16 protein-coding genes are annotated in these 17,420 nt (G+C 68.8%); 10 read left to right on the plus strand and 6 right to left on the minus strand.

Going from position 1 to position 17,420, the window contains the following annotated elements; genetic code table 11:
* Positions 1–41 precede the first annotated feature (41 nt).
* From G6N18_RS22370 to G6N18_RS22380, 3 genes are all read left to right on the plus strand, one after another.
* A complete protein-coding gene (locus G6N18_RS22370) occupies positions 42–1,856 on the plus strand; it encodes an ABC transporter family substrate-binding protein (protein WP_083001785.1) in 1,815 nt (604 codons plus the stop codon).
* A gap of 42 nt (positions 1,857–1,898) precedes the next feature.
* The gene (gene mshB / locus G6N18_RS22375; RefSeq protein ID WP_083001788.1) at positions 1,899–2,795 is read left to right on the plus strand and encodes an N-acetyl-1-D-myo-inositol-2-amino-2-deoxy-alpha-D-glucopyranoside deacetylase; all 897 of its coding nucleotides are present in this window, start codon (positions 1,899–1,901) and stop codon (positions 2,793–2,795) included.
* 114 nt (positions 2,796–2,909) lie between these two features.
* Positions 2,910–3,338, plus strand: coding sequence for a hypothetical protein (locus G6N18_RS22380; RefSeq protein ID WP_407663535.1), 429 nt, complete (start codon positions 2,910–2,912; stop codon positions 3,336–3,338).
* 4 nt (positions 3,339–3,342) lie between these two features.
* Here the strand turns inward: G6N18_RS22380 and G6N18_RS22385 are convergent, their stop codons facing one another.
* Complete coding sequence (locus G6N18_RS22385; RefSeq protein ID WP_083001791.1) at positions 3,343–4,422, minus strand: hypothetical protein; 1,080 nt, start codon at positions 4,420–4,422, stop codon at positions 3,343–3,345.
* A gap of 256 nt (positions 4,423–4,678) precedes the next feature.
* Between G6N18_RS22385 and G6N18_RS22390 the strand changes: the two genes are divergently transcribed.
* A complete protein-coding gene (locus G6N18_RS22390; protein ID WP_083001793.1) occupies positions 4,679–7,258 on the plus strand; it encodes a bifunctional FO biosynthesis protein CofGH in 2,580 nt (859 codons plus the stop codon).
* 12 nt (positions 7,259–7,270) lie between these two features.
* Here the strand turns inward: G6N18_RS22390 and G6N18_RS22395 are convergent, their stop codons facing one another.
* Entirely contained in the window at positions 7,271–7,882 is a 612-nt protein-coding gene (locus G6N18_RS22395) for a DUF1353 domain-containing protein (protein ID WP_083001796.1), read from the minus strand.
* A 274-nt stretch (positions 7,883–8,156) separates the two neighbouring features.
* Between G6N18_RS22395 and fdxA the strand changes: the two genes are divergently transcribed.
* The gene (gene fdxA, locus G6N18_RS22400) at positions 8,157–8,480 is read left to right on the plus strand and encodes a ferredoxin (protein WP_067221701.1); all 324 of its coding nucleotides are present in this window, start codon (positions 8,157–8,159) and stop codon (positions 8,478–8,480) included.
* The gene (gene dapC, locus G6N18_RS22405; protein WP_220096950.1) at positions 8,480–9,598 is read left to right on the plus strand and encodes a succinyldiaminopimelate transaminase; all 1,119 of its coding nucleotides are present in this window, start codon (positions 8,480–8,482) and stop codon (positions 9,596–9,598) included. The genes fdxA and dapC overlap by 1 nt, the downstream gene beginning before the upstream one ends.
* Here the strand turns inward: dapC and G6N18_RS22410 are convergent.
* Positions 9,595–11,184, minus strand: a complete 1,590-nt coding sequence (locus tag G6N18_RS22410; RefSeq protein ID WP_083001800.1) for a PucR family transcriptional regulator — start codon at positions 11,182–11,184, stop codon at positions 9,595–9,597. The two genes, dapC and G6N18_RS22410, sit on opposite strands and share 4 nt — an antisense overlap.
* A 93-nt stretch (positions 11,185–11,277) precedes the next feature.
* Here G6N18_RS22410 and pruA point away from each other — a divergent pair, with 93 nt between their 5' ends.
* Both pruA and G6N18_RS22420 read left to right on the plus strand, forming a co-directional pair.
* On the plus strand, positions 11,278–12,912 hold the full coding sequence (pruA, locus tag G6N18_RS22415; protein ID WP_083001904.1) for an L-glutamate gamma-semialdehyde dehydrogenase: 1,635 nt from the start codon (positions 11,278–11,280) through the stop codon (positions 12,910–12,912).
* Positions 12,913–13,878: a proline dehydrogenase family protein gene (locus G6N18_RS22420; protein ID WP_083001802.1), complete on the plus strand. Its 966-nt coding sequence runs from the start codon at positions 12,913–12,915 to the stop codon at positions 13,876–13,878.
* Here the strand turns inward: G6N18_RS22420 and G6N18_RS22425 are convergent.
* The 3 genes from G6N18_RS22425 to G6N18_RS22435 form a co-directional block, all read right to left on the minus strand.
* Entirely contained in the window at positions 13,875–14,378 is a 504-nt protein-coding gene (locus tag G6N18_RS22425; RefSeq protein ID WP_067221712.1) for an Rv2253 family sensor-like surface protein, read from the minus strand. The two genes, G6N18_RS22420 and G6N18_RS22425, sit on opposite strands and share 4 nt — an antisense overlap.
* Before the next feature lie 68 nt (positions 14,379–14,446).
* Positions 14,447–14,845: a nuclear transport factor 2 family protein gene (locus G6N18_RS22430; protein ID WP_083001804.1), complete on the minus strand. Its 399-nt coding sequence runs from the start codon at positions 14,843–14,845 to the stop codon at positions 14,447–14,449.
* Between the two features lie 196 nt (positions 14,846–15,041).
* Positions 15,042–15,527 carry an NUDIX domain-containing protein gene (locus G6N18_RS22435; RefSeq protein WP_407663587.1) on the minus strand — a complete coding sequence of 162 codons (486 nt, stop codon included), beginning with the start codon at positions 15,525–15,527 and terminating at the stop codon, positions 15,042–15,044.
* A gap of 94 nt (positions 15,528–15,621) precedes the next feature.
* On the opposite strand from G6N18_RS22435, the gene G6N18_RS22440 reads away from it, so the two are divergent.
* On the plus strand, positions 15,622–17,022 hold the full coding sequence (locus tag G6N18_RS22440) for an acyl-CoA synthetase (protein WP_083001806.1): 1,401 nt from the start codon (positions 15,622–15,624) through the stop codon (positions 17,020–17,022).
* On the plus strand, positions 17,019–17,366 hold the full coding sequence (locus G6N18_RS22445) for a VOC family protein (RefSeq protein ID WP_067221720.1): 348 nt from the start codon (positions 17,019–17,021) through the stop codon (positions 17,364–17,366). Before G6N18_RS22440 ends, G6N18_RS22445 begins: the two co-directional genes overlap by 4 nt.
* Positions 17,367–17,420: the final 54 nt, after the last annotated feature.

Genomic DNA, 17,420 nt, shown 5'->3' on the forward strand with positions numbered 1-17,420 from the left:
CCGTGTCGGGACCCCTACGCGCCATCGCTGCGCTATCGGCGATGGTGACCCTGGTAGCCGCCTGCACCGTCAGCCCCCCGCCTGCACCGCAGAGCACCGACACCACGGAGACGGTGGCGCCTCCTCCGCTGAAGGCGACGCAGATCATCATGGCGATCGACTGGATCGGCCCCGGCTTCAATCCGCACCTGCTGTCCGACCAGTCGCCGGTCAACGCGGCGGTCAGCGCGCTGGTGCTGCCCAGTTCGTTCCGACCGATTCCCGATGCGAAGACCCCGACCGGGTCGCGGTGGGAGATGGACCCCACGCTGTTGGAGTCGGCGGAGGTGACGAGCGAGGACCCGTTCACGGTCACCTACAAGATCCGGCCCGAGGCATCGTGGACCGACAACGCGCCGATCGGCGCCGACGACTACTGGTACCTGTGGCAGCAGATGGTCAGCCAGCCCGGCGTCGTCGACCCTGCGGGGTACGACTTGATCACCGGCGTGCAGTCGGTGGAGGGCGGCAAGACCGCGGTCGTGACGTTCTCGCAGCCGTATCCGGCGTGGCGCGAGCTGTTCAACGACATCCTGCCCGCCCACATCGTCAAGGACGTGCCCGGCGGCTTCGCCGCGGGGCTGGCGCGAACCCTGCCCGTCACCGGCGGGCAGTTCAGGGTGGAGAACATCGACCCGCAGCGCGACGAGATCCTGCTGGCCCGCAACGACAGGTACTGGGGCCCACCCGCGAAGCCCGACCTCATCCTGCTGCGTCGCGGCGGCGACTCCGCTGCGCTTGCCGACTCGATCCGCAACGGCGACACGCAGGTCGCCCAAGTGCACGGCGGAGCAGCCACATTCGCTCAACTGTCCGCGATCCCCGACGTGCGCACCGCGCGGATCGTCACGCCGCGCGTGATGCAGTTGACCCTGCGGGCACAGCAGCCCGCGTTGGCGGATTCCCAAGTGCGCAAGGCGATTCTGGGTCTGCTCGACGTCGACCTGCTCGCCTCTGTGGGCGCCGGTGACGACAACACGGTGACCTTGGCGCAGGCACAGGTTCGATCGCCGTCGGATCCGGGCTACGTGCCCACCGCCCCCCGGGCGATGGCCAAAGAAGACGCGCTCGGGTTGCTCGCCGACGCCGGTTATGAGCTGGAGCCGGTCGTGACCACCGCTCCACCCACTCCGGGTGCCCCGCCGCCGGACGGTGACCGCGGGCGGATCGCGAAAGACGGCGTGCCGCTGTCGTTGGTGATTGGGGTGGCGGCCAACGACCCGACTTCGATCGCCGTCGCCAACACGGCCGCAGACCAACTGCGCAACGTCGGCATCACGGCATCGGTGTCGGCGCTGGACCCTGTCGTGCTCTACGGCGACGCCCTGACCAACAACCGGGTCGACGCGGTGGTCGGCTGGCGGCACGCGGGCGGAGACCTCGCGACCGCGCTCGCGTCGCGTTACGGCTGCCGGGCGCTGGAGGCGACGCCGGTCGCGACGGTGCAACCCGGTGCGACGGCGCCGAAGACGCCGACCGCCACCTCACCGACCGCGCCGCGGCCCACGCCGACGGCCACGACGCCGAGTCCGGCGCCCGAACCGGGCGAGCTCGTCCAAGCTCCGAGCAACATCACCGGCATCTGCGACCGCAGCATCCAGCCGAAGATCGACGCCGCGCTCGACGGCTCGGCGAACATCGCAGACGTGATCACCGCGGTCGAACCGCGGCTGTGGAACATGGCGACCGTGCTGCCGATCCTGCAGGACACCACGATCGTGGCGGCCGGCCCGAGCGTTCAGAACGTCAGCCTGTCGGGCGCCGTGCCGGTCGGCATCGTCGGCGACGCGGGTCAATGGGTGAAGACCAAGCAGTAGCACCTGCAGCGCGGCGTACGCGGCCCAGGCAAGCTGGTGCGAATGGAACTCAACACGATTGACTGCGGCACCGGGCGGCTGTTGTTCGTGCACGCCCATCCCGACGACGAGACGCTGACGACGGGCGCCACGATCGCCCACTACGTCGCCCGCGGCGCGCAGGTGCGCGTCGTCACGTGCACGCTGGGCGAGGAGGGCGAGGTGATCGGGCAGCGGTGGGCGGGTCTGGCCGTGGACGCCGCCGACCAACTCGGCGGATACCGCATCGGCGAGCTGACCGCGGCCCTGGGCGCGTTGGGGATCGACGAACCGGAGTTCCTCGGTGGGGCCGGACGCTGGCGCGACTCCGGGATGGCGGGCACGCCGCTGCGCCACCATCAGCGGTTCATCGACGCCGACCCCGGCGAGGCGGTCGGCGCGCTGGTGGCGGTCATCCGTGAATTGCGTCCCCACGTTGTCGTCACCTATGACCCGCAGGGCGGCTACGGCCACCCCGACCACCTCCACAGTCATGAGGTGACGATGGCCGCGGTCAGGGCCGCCGGCGCAGCCGACCTTGCGGGTGACCCTTGGACCGTGCCGAAGGTCTACTGGGCGGTGATGTCGAAGACCGCGATCGCCGAGGGGCTCGCGGGAATCGGCGACCCCCCGCCGGAGTGGACCCGGGTGACGGTCGACGAGGTGCCGTTCGGCTATCCCGACGACGCGATCGACGCGGTGATAGACGTCCCCGAGCAGTTGAGCGCCAAGGTCGCGGCGATGCGGGCCCACGCCACGCAGATCAGCGTCGCCCCGGACGGTCGGTCCTTCGCACTGTCCAACAACATCGCGTTACCGATCGGCGCGGTGGAGCACTACATCCTGGCGGCGGGCACGGCCGGCGAGCGCGACGGCCGCAGCTGGGAAACCGACCTGCTCGCCGGGCTGAACCTTCAATAGCGCTGTCGCGGGGAGTAAGCTCCGGACAGTCGGCGGCGCCACGAAGGGACAGCACATGGATCAGGACCTCGATCCCAACCTGCAGCACTGGCAGGACCGGTTCGACAGCCTTCAGTGGGTGATCGGCTCGCTGACCGGAGTGCTGGACAGCATCCCGACCTGAGCTCGACTACTCCCGCCGCGGACCGTCGACGCGTGGCCGTGCTAACGCTGCTGGCCGTCGACGGGGCGCTCTGCGCGGTCGCGGCGGCCTTCTTCCTTCCGTTGCGCATCGGCTCCGTCCCGTTTCCCGTCAGCGCGCTGATCGCCGGCCTTCTCAACGCCGCTTTGGTGTGGGCCGCGCTGCACTGGACGTCTTCGCCGCGGGTGGCGACGCTGCCGCTGTGGACATGGCTGCTCGCGGTGGCCTTGATGACACTGCCCGGGCCGGGAGACGACATCGTGTTCGGCGGGACCGGGATCATGGAGTACGCGGCGCTGCTACTGATCGTGCTCGGTACCCTGCCGCCGGCCGCGGTGCTGTGGCGGCACGTGAATTCCTGACGCGCTAGTCGGTGCTGGCGTCGCCGGCGTCGCTCGTGTCGCCCGTGTCGTTTTTCCCCGTCGTTGTGTCGGTGCTCGCGGCGTCATCATCTGTTGGCGAAGCCGGCGTCGTCACGTCGGCATCGGGGTCGGCCGGGGTGACGTCCTCGGCCTCATCCGTCACCTCTTTCGACTCTTCTTCGGTTTCCTCATCGGTTGTCTGTCCAGTTTTCGGCGCGCCGCTATCGCGCACTTCGCCCTGGGCGGTAACGGTTCCCGACGTGGACGTGGTCGGCCCGGAGTCTGCAGTCTCGTCGGTCTCGTCGTCTTTCGCGGTCTCGTCGTCTTTCGCGGTTGATGCGTCTTCTGCGCCGGTGACGATTTCGTCGTCCGGCCGCAAGGTGTCCTCGGATGCAGGCGGCTCGCCCAGAAGTTTGGCGTCGACGTTGTCGGTGACCGTCGTTTCTGCCGACTCGATCGATGCGGCCATGGTGAACTCGTCTTCTGTGGTCTCGGCGACCAGCGGCAGCCGCGGGGGTAGGGGCGGAATGGGCGGAACGAGCCAGCCGAAGAAGTAGTTGAACTCGTTGATGCCGAGGTTGATCAGTGAGGTCACGGTGACCGAGCCGAGGGTCAACAGGCCGTTGACATAGCTTGCGGGGTTGAGCGGCTCATTGAGAACCGGACCGACCAGGTCCACCACGAAGCTGTTGGCGACGGGCCGAACCAAGCTGAAGTAGACGATGTCGATCTGATCGCCGATCAGGGAGCCGAACGGGATGAAGCCCAGCACATAATCGGCGAGTTCGACGCCGTAGTCGATCCAGGGCAGAACCGCATTCCAGGCGTTGACGACGGCATTGCCGAGCGAGGTGGCCCCGACGACCGGTTCGGCGGCGGGGGGCGACGGCGCGGCGGCGCGTGCCGGCACGACCACGCGCTGCAGCCAGTCGCCGAGCAGGTCCGGCAGTTCGGTCACCGCCAACGGCCGCGCCGCGGCGGTCAACCGCAACGGTGGTGTGGCGACGCGTGTCGACGCCACCGGTGATGGGGACGATGGTGCCGCGGCCGCCGACGGGACGACGGTCAACGCCGTCGCCGTCACCGCAGCAACACCCGCGGACAGACACGCTCGAGTCAGAGTCCTCAGGTCAAACCGCTCCTTCACGCTTCCCGAACCCCGACTCGGCAACCAACTTACGCCTGCGAAAATCGAACTGACAACCGAGCCCGCACATGCGAGCACCGACCCGATCGTTTGGGGACTAGGGTGACCCGTATGTCGGGTGTATGGCTGTCGCATGTTGTTTCAGAATGTGAGACGCGCGGATGATTCTCATCGACGCCGGGGTTACAGGGGAGTGGCCCTGAACCCTCAGCGCGGCGCCGATCTGCCCGACCCGGTGACCCCACCGACGTCCGATCAACCCAGTCCTGCCGCTGTGCGGCGGGTGCTGCGACGCGCCCGTGACGGGGTCGCGCTCAATGTCGACGAAGCCGCGATCGCGATGACCGCGCGCGGTGACGACCTCACCGACCTGTGCGCCAGCGCTTCGCGGGTGCGCGACGCGGGTCTCGAGGCCGCAGGACGGCGCGGACCGACCGGGCGGCTGCCGGTCAGCTACTCGCGCAAGGTGTTCATCCCCGTCACGCATCTGTGCCGCGACACCTGCCACTACTGCACTTTCGTCACCGTCCCGGGCCGGCTCCGCGCGCAGGGCATGGGCTTGTACATGGAGCCCGACGAGATTCTCGACGTGGCGCGTCGCGGCGCCGAACTCGGTTGCAAGGAAGCGTTGTTCACGCTCGGCGACCGCCCCGAAGCGCGATGGGACGAAGCCCGCCGATGGCTCGACGAGCGCGGCTACGACTCGACGCTGGACTACGTGCGCGCGATGGCGATCCGCGTGCTCGAGGAGACCGGCCTGCTGCCGCACCTGAACCCCGGTGTGATGAGTTGGTCGGAGTTGTCGCGGCTCAAGCCGGTCGCGCCGTCGATGGGCATGATGCTCGAGACCACGTCGCGACGATTGTTCGAGACGAAGGGGCTCGCGCACTACGGCAGCCCCGACAAGGACCCCGAGGTACGGCTGCGGACGCTGGCCGACGCGGGTCGGCTGTCGATCCCTTTCACCACCGGCCTGCTGGTCGGAATCGGCGAGACGCTTCACGAGCGCGCCGAGACCATCCACGCGATTCGGCGGTCGCACAAGGAGTTCGGGCACGTGCAGGAAGTGATCGTGCAGAACTTCCGCGCCAAGGATCACACCGCGATGGCGTCGACCCCCGACGCGGCGTTCGAGGACTTCCTGGCGACGGTGGCGGTCACCCGGCTGGTGATAGGGCCCAAGATGCGCATCCAGGCGCCGCCGAACCTGGTGTCACGCACCGAATGTCTGGCCCTGATCGGCGCCGGCGTCGACGACTGGGGCGGCGTCTCGCCGTTGACTCCTGACCACGTCAATCCGGAGCGGCCGTGGCCGGCGTTGGACGAGTTGGCGACCGTGACCGGCGAGGCGGGATATGACCTGGTTCAGCGGTTGACGGCGCAACCGCAGTACGTGCAGGCGGGCGCGGCGTGGATCGATCCGCGGGTGCGCGGCCACGTCGACGCGCTGGCCGACCCCGAGTCCGGGTTCGCGCTGGACGTCAAGCCGGCGGGCCGACCATGGCAGGAGCCCGACGAGGCGTCGGAGTCGTTGGGGCGCACTGATCTTCACTCTGCGATTGACGCGACGGGCCGGCTCACCGACACCCGCAGCGACCTCGACAGCGCGTTCGGCGACTGGGAGTCGATCCGCGAGAAGGTCTCCGAACTGGCCGCGCGTGCGCCCGAACGTATCGACACCGATGTGCTGGCGGCGCTGCGCTCGGCCGAGCGCGACCCGGCCGGCCTGTCCGACGACGAGTATCTGGCGTTGGCGTGTGCCGACGGCCCCGCACTGGATGCCGTTGCCGCGCTGGCAGATTCGCTGCGCCGCGACACCGTCGGCGACGACGTCACGTTCGTCGTCAACCGCAACATCAACTTCACCAACATCTGCTACACGGGCTGCCGGTTCTGCGCTTTCGCGCAGCGCAAAGGCGACGCCGACGCCTACTCGCTGTCGGTCGACGAGGTCGCCGACCGCGCCTGGGAAGCGCACGTCGCCGGCGCGACCGAAGTGTGTATGCAGGGTGGCATCGATCCCGAGCTTCCGGTCACCGGCTACGCCGACCTGGTGCGGGCGGTCAAGAAGCGGGTGCCGTCGATGCATGTGCACGCGTTCTCGCCGATGGAGATCGCCAACGGCGTCACCCGCAGCGGGCTGTCCATTCGAGAATGGCTGATCGCCTTGCGGGAGGCGGGGTTGGGCAGTATTCCCGGCACCGCCGCCGAGATCCTCGACGACGAGGTGCGCTGGGTGCTGACCAAGGGCAAGCTGCCGACATCGATGTGGATCGAGGTCGTGACCACCGCGCACCAGCTTGGGCTGCGGTCCAGTTCGACGATGATGTACGGCCACGTCGACCAGCCGCGGCACTGGGTCGGCCACCTACGGGTGCTCCGCGAAATCCAGGACCGCACAGGCGGGTTCACCGAATTCGTGCCGCTGCCCTTCGTGCACCAGAGCTCGCCGCTGTACCTGGCCGGGGGCGCCAGGCCGGGCCCCACGCACCGCGACAACCGCGCGGTGCATGCGCTCGCGCGAATCATGTTGCACGGCAGGATCGCCAACATCCAGACCAGCTGGGTCAAGCTAGGCGTGGAGCGCACACAGGTGATGCTCAACGGCGGTGCCAACGACCTCGGCGGCACGCTGATGGAGGAGACGATCTCGCGGATGGCCGGCTCGGAGTTCGGCTCCTACAAGACGGTCGAGGACCTCGTCGCGATCGCCGAGGGCATCGGCCGCCCGGCCCGCCAGCGCTCTACGACCTACGCGCCGCTGGCCGCCTGAGCGCCAGGCGCGTCAGGTCTTCAACGGCAGCGGCGGTGGGGTCTCGTCGGGCACCACCACCGCGACGGCCGATTCGAGAAGCCAGAACACCACCGTCGAAACCAGGATCGCGGCCGCGGGCAAGGCGACGATCGGCGCGGCGACGAGCAGCACCAGAAGCGTCGCGCCGGGCAGGTCCTTCCACCACCCCGCACCGCCCTTGCCCTGCAGGATCGCGGACAACCGGACGGTGGCCCAGATGATCCAGCGCCGCAGCAGGCTCACGCCATCGCGTTGCATCTGCAGGCGGAAGCGGTGGTCTGCCGCCCGTCGATCGCAACCGGTGCGCTCGGCGAAGCGCCACAGATAGTCGTGAAGCACGGCAGCACGCGCATAGCGGCCGGCGCGAGGGATGAACCAGGCCACCACGCCGGGCACCGACACCAGGTCGGTCGGAAAGTCGGCGGGGACCTCGAATCGCTCGTTGGGCCCCTCGAACCGCAGGGGCTGGGTGGTTCGCCACTCATCCCACGCGCTCTCCTTGAAGAACCTTTTCGCGGCGCGCACGGCGTCGAGTTCGTCGGCGGTCAGTTGGCGGACATGAAGGACGGCCGTCCTGTCGGCGGGGGGTGCACAGCGTTCCATCACGCAGGTATAGCAAGGTCGGGGGCGACAAGGGGCGATGCTGAGCAGTCGACCAGCAGATCCGCGCAAATCCGGGGTGTCTGTTGGGCGGTTGTATGTGCAACGTCTAGTATCAGTAACCACGCGCAACCCTAAATCGGGTTGCGCGTGAAGTTAGGGCACACTGAGACGAGCGTCCAAGTAACCGCTGGGATACTTGCGGAGCACTTGCACCGACTTTCGGCGGGCCCGCCCAGACCAGCAGCCCACTGGACAGGAGATCGAGGAGACCTTCGTGACGTACACGATTGCCGAACCTTGTGTCGATGTGAAGGACAAGGCGTGTATCGAGGAATGCCCTGTCGACTGCATCTACGAGGGCGCCCGCATGCTCTACATCCATCCGGACGAGTGCGTCGACTGCGGCGCATGCGAGCCGGTGTGCCCGGTCGAGGCCATCTACTACGAAGACGATGTGCCGGACCAGTGGAGCCAGTACACCCAGATCAACGCCGACTTCTTCGCCGAGCTCGGCTCGCCCGGCGGCGCCTCCAAGGTGGGGCAGACCGACAACGATCCGGAGGCGGTCAAGAGCCTGCCGCCGCAAGGTGAGGACTGATAACGGCTCGCGCCGGGCTTCGTAGGCGCGTCTCGGCGTCGCTGCCGGTTTTCCCATGGGACACCCTGGCCGACGTCACCGCGCTGGCCCGCTCGCACCCCGACGGCATTGTCGACCTGTCGGTCGGCACGCCCGTGGACGAGGTGGCACCGGTCATCCGGCAGGCGCTCGCCGCGGCCGGTTCCTCGCCCGGCTACCCGACCACCGCAGGTACCCCCGCGTTGCGGACGGCGGCGGTCGATGCGCTGGCGCGGCGCTACGGCGTGTCGGGGCTCGCCGATGGCGCGGTGCTGCCGGTGATCGGCACCAAGGAGCTCATCGCCTGGTTGCCGACGTTGTTGGGCCTCGGTCCCGACGACACGGTGGTGGCGCCCGAACTCGCGTATCCGACTTACGAAGTCGGCGCGCGGTTGGCCGGCGCACAGCTCCTGCGTGCCGACTCGCTGACCCAACTCGGCCCGCAAACGCCCGCGCTGGTGTACCTCAACTCGCCGAGCAATCCGACCGGCAAGGTGCTCGGTGCCGACCACTTGCGCAAGGTCGTCGGCTGGGCGCGCGAACGGGGCGTCCTGATCGCCTCCGACGAGTGCTACCTCGGACTGGGCTGGGACGCGCAACCCTTGTCGGTCCTGCACCCGTCGATCTGCGGCGGGGACCACACCGGACTGCTCGCCGTTCATTCGTTGTCCAAGACGTCGTCGCTGGCGGGCTACCGGGCCGGTTTCGTCGCCGGCGACCCGAACGTCGTCGCCGAACTGCTGGCCGTCCGCAAACACGCGGGCATGATGGTGCCGACGCCGGTACAAGCCGCGATGGTCGCCGCGCTCGACGACGACGAGCACGAGCGCGAACAGCGTGGTCGCTATGCGCGGCGGCGCGACGTCCTGCTGCCCGCCCTACGTGCCGCCGGGCTGACCCTCGACGACTCCGAGGCGGGGCTGTATCTGTGGGCGACCCGCGGCGAGCCGTGCCGGGAGACTGTCGCATGGCTGGCGCAGCGCGGCATCCTGGTCGCGCCCGGCGAGTTCTACGGCCCCCGTGGCGCCAAGCACGTGCGCGTGGCGCTGACGGCGACTGATGAACGGATTTCCGCAGCGGCGCAGCGACTTACCGCTTAGGCTTCGGTCGCGCGCAACCCGAGCGCGAGCACCAGGCGGTCGTCGGGATCGGCCAACGAGGTCGACAACAGCTTCTCGATGCGACGGACTCGGTAGCGCACCGTGTTCGGATGCACATGCAAGTGGGCGGCGACGGCGGCGATGTCGCCGAACCCGTCGAGATACGCCCCGAGCGTGTCGGCGAGCACCCGATCCTGCTCGCGCAGTTGACGTACCCGCGGGTCGACCAGCCGCGGCTGCGCGGCCACTTGAGCCACGATCTCGTCGAGAAGCACGGTGGTACGCGCGTCGGCGAGCGACGTGACGCGCCCGATCGCACCGGGGTGACGCGCAGCGCTGTCGAGCACGCGGTCCACCTCGGCGCGGGCGTTCGCGGCGGCCGCCAAACCCGCGAGCGGAGCGGCCACGACCGCCCGCAGTGAGCGGCCGAGTTCGCGGTCCAGGGTCGACACGACACCGCGCGCCCAGGACATCACCGACGACGGCGCGCCGGTCTGGGGCAGCAGCACGTAGACCCGGCCGCTGTCTGACGCGATTTGTGCGTCGGCACGAAAGGCGCCGGCGCTCAGCGCGATGACGTCTGGCGGCGCCGGACACCCGGGGTCGGTGAAGCCGACGAGTGCGGCGCGGCCGTCGGTCGCGATGCCCAGTTCCCGGGCGAGCGTGGCGACATCGACATCGTCGCCGGAGAGCCCGAGCAGCTCTCGCACCTGTCTGGTGTGCGTGGCCGGAGAGGCTGACAGCCTGGACATGATGCGGGCCGCCAGCACCGCGCCGCCACGCAGCACGTCGTCGACGTCGTCGGCCAGCGGCGCGGAACCCTGTTGCAGCCAGATGGTTCCCGCGAACCGCGACCCTCGCGGTGCAATCGCGTCGGGCACGTGGACACCGATCGCCAGCCGCGGTCGCAACCCCAACTCGGGTCGCTCGGCGACGTGCACGACATCGGCGCTCGAACGCAAGGCGTCGAAGATGCCCCACTGCCCGATCCAGGCAAGGTGTTCGGGCGGGCCGGCGCGGCCGAGGATGGTCAACCGGCGCAGTTCGTCGGCCTCGTCGTTGGATGCGGAATAGGCGAGCACGTGGGAGTCCTCGTCCTCGATGCTGATCATTCCGCGCGTCCGGTCGGCGATGGACTGGGCGAGACCGAACAGGTCGGCGCCCGGGTCATGGAGTGGGTCGCCGCGATCGCCGTGGTGGTCGAAGGCGTGGTTCACCAAGCGGTACAACGACTCCCAACGGGCCCGCGGCTCGACGGCCACCACCGCGGCGCCCATCGCGACCGCCCGTTCGACAATAGTGTCGGATGGTTCCTTGACGAAGACCGCCGCGGGCACCCGGCCGGCGCCGGTGAACTGCCGCTCGAGCCAGCGCACCGCATCGGCATCGGAGACGCCGAGCAGAAAGAACATGTCCGCCGAACCCGGACCGACGGCCAATCCCAACCGGACGTCGTCGGTGTCGACGAGGGCGACCGATCCGACCGGCATGTCCAGGCCGCGCGGGGCATCGATCAGCGTCACCATGGTGCGGTCCAGCGCCAGCAGCAGCTGGCCCAGGCCGAGACCGGTGGTCCGCGGGTCCATCACACACCCCTTTGTCTGATCCGACTATAGACCGGCAGCCGTCTTGTCGGATCGACCATCGGCAGGGGCGTGGCATCCGAGCATCATTTCGGCATGGACGCCATCATCGACGTGCCCCTTCCGGCCAACGAGCCGGTACGCGACTATGCGCCTGGTTCGGGTGAGCGCACCCGGCTTCTGGAAGCTCTGAGATCCGTCGCCGCCGATCCGGTGGACCTGCCGCACGTCATCGGCGGCCGGCGCCGCATGGGTGACGGTGACCGTGTCGACGTGGTGCAGCCGCACCGCCACTCTGACCCGGCTGGGCGGCTCGGCACCCTCACCAACGCCACGCACGCCGACGCCGTCGCCGCCATCGACGCCGCGATGGCAGCCAAAGCGGACTGGGAGGCCACCCCGTTCGACGACCGCGCGGCGGTGCTCCTGCGTGCAGCCGAGCTGCTCGCAGGGCCGTGGCGCGAGAAGATCTGCGCCGCCACCATGCTCGGCCAGTCCAAGTCGGCGTACCAGGCCGAGATCGACGCGGCGTGCGAACTGATCGACTTCTGGCGGTTCAACGTCGCCTTCGCGCGCGGAATCCTTGCCCAGCAACCGATCAGCGTGCGCGGCGTCCGAAACCGGACCGACTACCGGCCGCTGGACGGATTCGTCTATGCGATCACCCCGTTCAACTTCACCGCGATCGCGGGCAACCTACCGACGGCACCCGCGCTGATGGGCAACACCGTTGTGTGGAAGCCCTCGCCCACGCAGACGTTCGCGGCTTCCCTGACCATGCAACTGTTGGAGGCCGCCGGACTGCCGCCCGGTGTGATCAACCTGCTCACTGGCGATGGGGTGGCGGTTTCCGAGGTGGCGCTGGCCGATCCGCGGCTGGCGGGCATCCACTTCACCGGGTCGACAAGGACGTTCCAGCACCTGTGGCGGGAGGTCGGCACCAACATCGACCGCTACCACGGCTATCCGCGACTCGTCGGCGAGACCGGCGGCAAGGACTTCGTCGTCGCGCATACCAGCGCGCGCCCCGACGTCCTGAGGACCGCGCTGATCCGCGGCGCCTTCGACTACCAGGGGCAGAAGTGCTCGGCGGCGTCGCGAGCGTTCATCCCGCGCTCGGTTTGGCAGCAGATGGGCGACGACTTCCTGTCGGCGACCGAAGAGCTGCGCTACGGTGACGTCGCCGACCTGTCGAATTTCGGCGGCGCGCTGATCGACGACCGAGCCTTCGCCAAGAACGTCAAGGCTATCGAGAGAGCGAAGAACGCCCACGTGACGATCGCCGTCGGAGGCGAATACGACGACAGCGAAGGCTATTTCGTGCGGCCGACCGTCCTGTTGTCCGACGACCCGACCGACGAGGCGTTCTGCACCGAGTACTTCGGGCCGATCCTCGCAGTCCACGTCTACCCCGACGACGACTACGACCGCATCCTCGACGTCGTCGAAACCGGCGTCAAGTACGCGCTGACCGGCGCCGTGATCGCCGATGACCGCGCTGCGGTGCTGCAGGCCCAACGGCGACTTCGCCACGCGGCGGGCAACTTCTACGTCAACGACAAGCCCACCGGCGCGGTCGTCGGGCAACAGCCGTTCGGCGGCTCGCGGGCCTCGGGCACCAACGACAAGGCCGGTTCGGCGCTGAACCTGCTGCGGTGGACCTCGGCGCGCTCGATCAAGGAGACCTTCGTGCCGCCCACCGATCACAACTATCCCCACATGGGGGTCTGAATGCGCGTTTTCGAGCGCGTGGTGCGTCCGGCGATCATGGCCGCCGGTCGACGCGACGGTCTGCGCAGGGCCGCCGAACGGCTGCCCCTGACGCGCGACGTCGTGCACAGGTTCGTCCCGGGGGAAACGGTGCCTGAGGTGCTCGACTCCGTTGCGCGGCTGCGTGACTCGAACCGCCTGGTGTCGATCGATTACCTCGGTGAGGACGTCACCGACGTCGACGCGGCGAGCGCGAACGTCGAGGCGTATCTGAGGCTGCTCGACGGCCTCGCGCGGCGCGGGGAACGGCGACCGGGGGTGCCGCCGCTCGAGGTATCGGTGAAGCTGTCGGCGCTCGGGCAGGCGCTGGCCCGCGACGGGGAAAAGATCGCGCTGGAGAACGCCCACACCATCTGCGAGCGGGCACAGCGAGCCGGGGTATGGGTGACGGTCGACGCCGAAGACCACACCACCACCGACTCGACACTGTCGATCGTGCGCGATCTGCGCACCGAGTTCGGTTGGCTGGGAACGGCTCTGCAGGCCTACCTGAAGCGAACCCTGGCCGACTGTGAGGAGTTCACCGCGTCCTGCGCGCGGATTCGCCTGTGCAAAGGCGCTTACCACGAGCCGGCGTCAGTGGCCTACCGCGACCGCCACGACGTCACCGACTCGTACCTGCGCTGCCTGCGGGTGCTGATGGCCGGCGACGGCTATCCGATGGTCGCCTCCCACGATCCCGCCGTCATCGCCGCGGTTCCGGCACTGGTGCGTGAGAACAACCGCGGCCGTGACGATTTCGAATTCCAGATGCTGTACGGCATTCGCGACGCCGAGCAGCGCAGGCTCGCCGACGCGGGCGACCATGTGCGGGTTTACGTGCCGTTCGGCACCCAGTGGTACGGCTACTTCGTGCGTAGGCTCGCCGAACGTCCCGCCAACTTGGCGTTCTTCGTGCGGGCGCTGACCGAACGCGGGTCGAGCTAGACGGGGCGGGCGGCGACGGGCATCACGACGGTCCCGCGGCACGTACCGGCCAGAATCTCGGTGCGCCAGGTCCCGAACAGTGATCCGTCGATGTCGGGGGCGTAGAACACTCGCGACCGCGCTGGGGCGTACTCGCTGGGCGCGCCGTCGCCGCGGAAGCATTCCCACTGCCAGTTGTACGCGTACTGCCACCGTGAGCCGTCCCAGGTGTAGCGGACCGGTTGGGGGATGGTCGGGTTGCTGGGCGCCGGTCCCTCCACGACGGTGGCCACGCACAGTCCCGTCGAGCAGTCGGTCACCAGAACGTACTGCGCGCTGAAGTCGGGTTCGGCCTGAGCGGCGGCGATACTGCTGCCCATTTTGTCCGATGCGTAGGTGACGATCTCATAGCGCCCATTCCAGGCCGGGTTCGCTGCGACGGCCGACGGCAGCACCGAAAAGCTCGTCGCCGCAGCACAAGTCATGCCGAACAGCGCGCTGGTCAGACGGCGGGCAGACATGGCAGAAACAGTAATCGGCCAACCGCCCGAAAGCGTCACGACACGGTTTGCCGACGGCTACGAGACCATCACGGATCCGTATCGGCGAACGAGTGGTGCTCATGGGTGACGACCCAGCGACCGTCGCGCTTGCGCAATCCGATGGTCAGCCGTAGCCGGCTCTCGGGGTCGGCCGCCAGGTCGGCGGGCTTGCCGCAGCGCAGCAGCGCCCACGCGAGGGCGACGTCGTTTCCCACGGTGAGGTCGAGTTCGACGATCTCGAACACCGCGCCCTGTCGTTGCCATTCGAAGAACGGCGGCCAAGAGTCCCGGTACTCGACGATACCGCGCACCCCGCGGTGCGGCGGTGGCACGTCGAACATCACGATGTCCGGGTCATGATCGGCCACAACGGAATCCAGGTCACCGGTGTGAACCGCCTCCGCCCACCGGACGATGAGCTCGCGGATGGCGTCGTCGTCACTCACCGTGGCGGGCGCTTCCGGGTTTCGTCGCAGCCCGCCGAGGCCACGAGAACGTAGCCGGCGCCGCCGAACAACAGGGGCATCATCGCCATCATCCCGTAGAGCGCGGTCATCGTGTCACCCCTTTCCGTTCGTCTTACTGGTTACAACGAGACAGACCCCCATTCGGTTCGAAACTCATCGCCTCGGCTCGGATCGGTCAGCGCTCGGAGAGCAGCAGCAGCGCCCACGCGGCGATCGACTGGGCGTCGGTGATGACGCCGTCCCGCATCATCTGCTCCACCTCGGCGCGGCTGAACCATTCGCTGTGCATGTCCTGCTCCTCGTGCTCGCGGTCGTGTTCGCCCTCGGTGATGCCCGTCGCCAGAAACACCCAGCCGCGTTGGCTGCTCATCCCGGGCGCCACGTCGAGCCGGCCAAGGGCGGTCAGCTGCGACGCCCGCAGTCCGGTCTCCTCGCGCAGTTCGCGTGCTGCCAGGTCGGTCGGCTCGAGGTGCCGCCGCTCGGGCGCGGTGCCCTGCGGGAACTCCCAGCGCCGCATGCCCAGCGGGTAGCGGAACTGCTCGACGAGCCGAAACCGGTCACCGTCCCGGGCGATCACCAATGCGTACGTCGGCTTGTCGACGACCGCATAGATGCCGTCGCTGCCGTCGGGCCTGCGGATGTCGTCCTCACGCAGCGTCATCCAGTTGTTCCGGTAGACCTCGCGCGTCGCCAGCCGCTCAATGTGAGTCACGCGAGCCAGTATCGCCGAGCGGTTGTGGGTAACCTCGCTAACCATGCTGCTGGCTTCGCTGAACCCCGCCGCGGTGGCGGGCGGCGCCGACATCGCAGACGCGGTCCGTATCGACGGGGCGGTGCTGAGCCGCAGCGATCTGGTCGGGGCCGCCACGTCTGTCGCCGAGCGGGTGGGGGGTGCGCGCAGGGTCGCGGTGCTGGCCACCCCGACCGTGTCGACCGTGCTGGCGGTGACCGGTTGCCTGATCGCCGGGGTGCCCGTCGTGCCGGTGCCCGCCGACGTCGGCGCCGCCGAACGCCGGCACATCCTGACCGACTCCGGCGCGCAGGCGTGGCTGGGGGACAAGCCGGCCGAGACCGACGGCCTGCAACACGTGCCGGTTCGGCTGCACGCCCGCTCGTGGCACCGCTACGCCGAACCGCCCGCCGACTCGACGGCGTTGATCATCTACACCTCGGGCACGACCGGCCCACCCAAGGGCGTCGTGCTGAGCCGCCGCGCCATCGCCGCCGACATCGACGCGCTTGCCGAGGCCTGGCAGTGGACGGCCGATGACATCCTGGTGCACGGCCTGCCGCTGTACCACGTGCACGGGCTGGTGCTGGGCCTGCTTGGCTCGCTGCGGATCGGGAATCGGTTCGTGCACACCGGAAAACCGAGCCCGCAGGCGTATGCGGCGGCCGGCGGCTCGTTGTACTTCGGCGTGCCGACCGTGTGGTCGAGGGTGGCCGACGACCGCGCGTCGGCCACGGCGCTGCGGTCGGCGCGGCTGCTGGTATCGGGCAGCGCGCCGCTGCCGGTACCGGTGTTCGACAAGGTGGTTGAGTTGACCGGACACCGGCCGGTCGAACGCTATGGCTCGACCGAGTCGCTGATCACGATCAGCACCCGGGCCGACGGTGAACGCAGGCCCGGTTGGGTGGGTCTACCGCTGACCGGTGTCGAGACGCGGCTGGTCGGCGAGCACGGTGGCGCTGTCCCGCACGACGGGGAAACCATTGGGCGCCTGCACGTTCGCGGTCCCACGCTGTTCGACGGTTACCTCAACCGCCCCGACGCCACCGCCGAGGCGGTCGACGCCGACGGCTGGTACCGCACCGGCGACGTCGCGGTCGTGGGGCCTGACGGGATGCACCGCATCGTCGGTCGCGAGTCCGTCGACCTGATCAAGACGGGCGGCTTTCGTGTCGGCGCCGGTGAGATCGAGGCCGCGCTGCTCGGACACCCCGGGGTGCGGGAAGCGGCCGTCGTCGGTGTTCCCGACGACGACCTGGGGCAGCGAATCGTTGCGTTCGTCGTGGGTGACGCCACCGCCAAGGCGCTCATCGACTATGTGGCGCAGGAACTTTCGGCGCACAAGCGTCCGCGCGAGGTGCGGCTGGTCAAGGAGCTGCCGCGCAACGCCATGGGGAAGGTGCTCAAGAAGGAGTTGTCAGGATGACGCTCAGGTTCGACGAGATCTGCATCGACTCGCACGACGCGTCCGCGCTGGGGCGGTGGTGGTCGCAGGTACTCGGCTGGGCACACGAGATCGACGACGACGGCGACGTGGTGCTGCACGCGCCGCCCGGGGCGGGTCCGAACTGGTTGTTTCTGGCAGTGCCCGATGACAAGGTCGTCAAGAACCGGATCCACTTCGACTTCCGTCCCGACGATCAGCGCGCCGAGGTCGAGCGTGTCATCGGCCTAGGTGCTCGGCGCGTCGACATCGGTCAGGGCGACGAAAGCTGGGTCGTACTGGCCGATCCGGAAGGAAACGAATTCTGCATCCTCGCCGCCCCCTGACCTCTTGTTCTGCGCGAGCGTGCGTGTTTGCACACGACACGCCGCGAAAAATCA

The organism is Mycolicibacterium celeriflavum (assembly GCF_010731795.1).
GTDB classification, from domain to species: domain Bacteria; phylum Actinomycetota; class Actinomycetes; order Mycobacteriales; family Mycobacteriaceae; genus Mycobacterium; species Mycobacterium celeriflavum.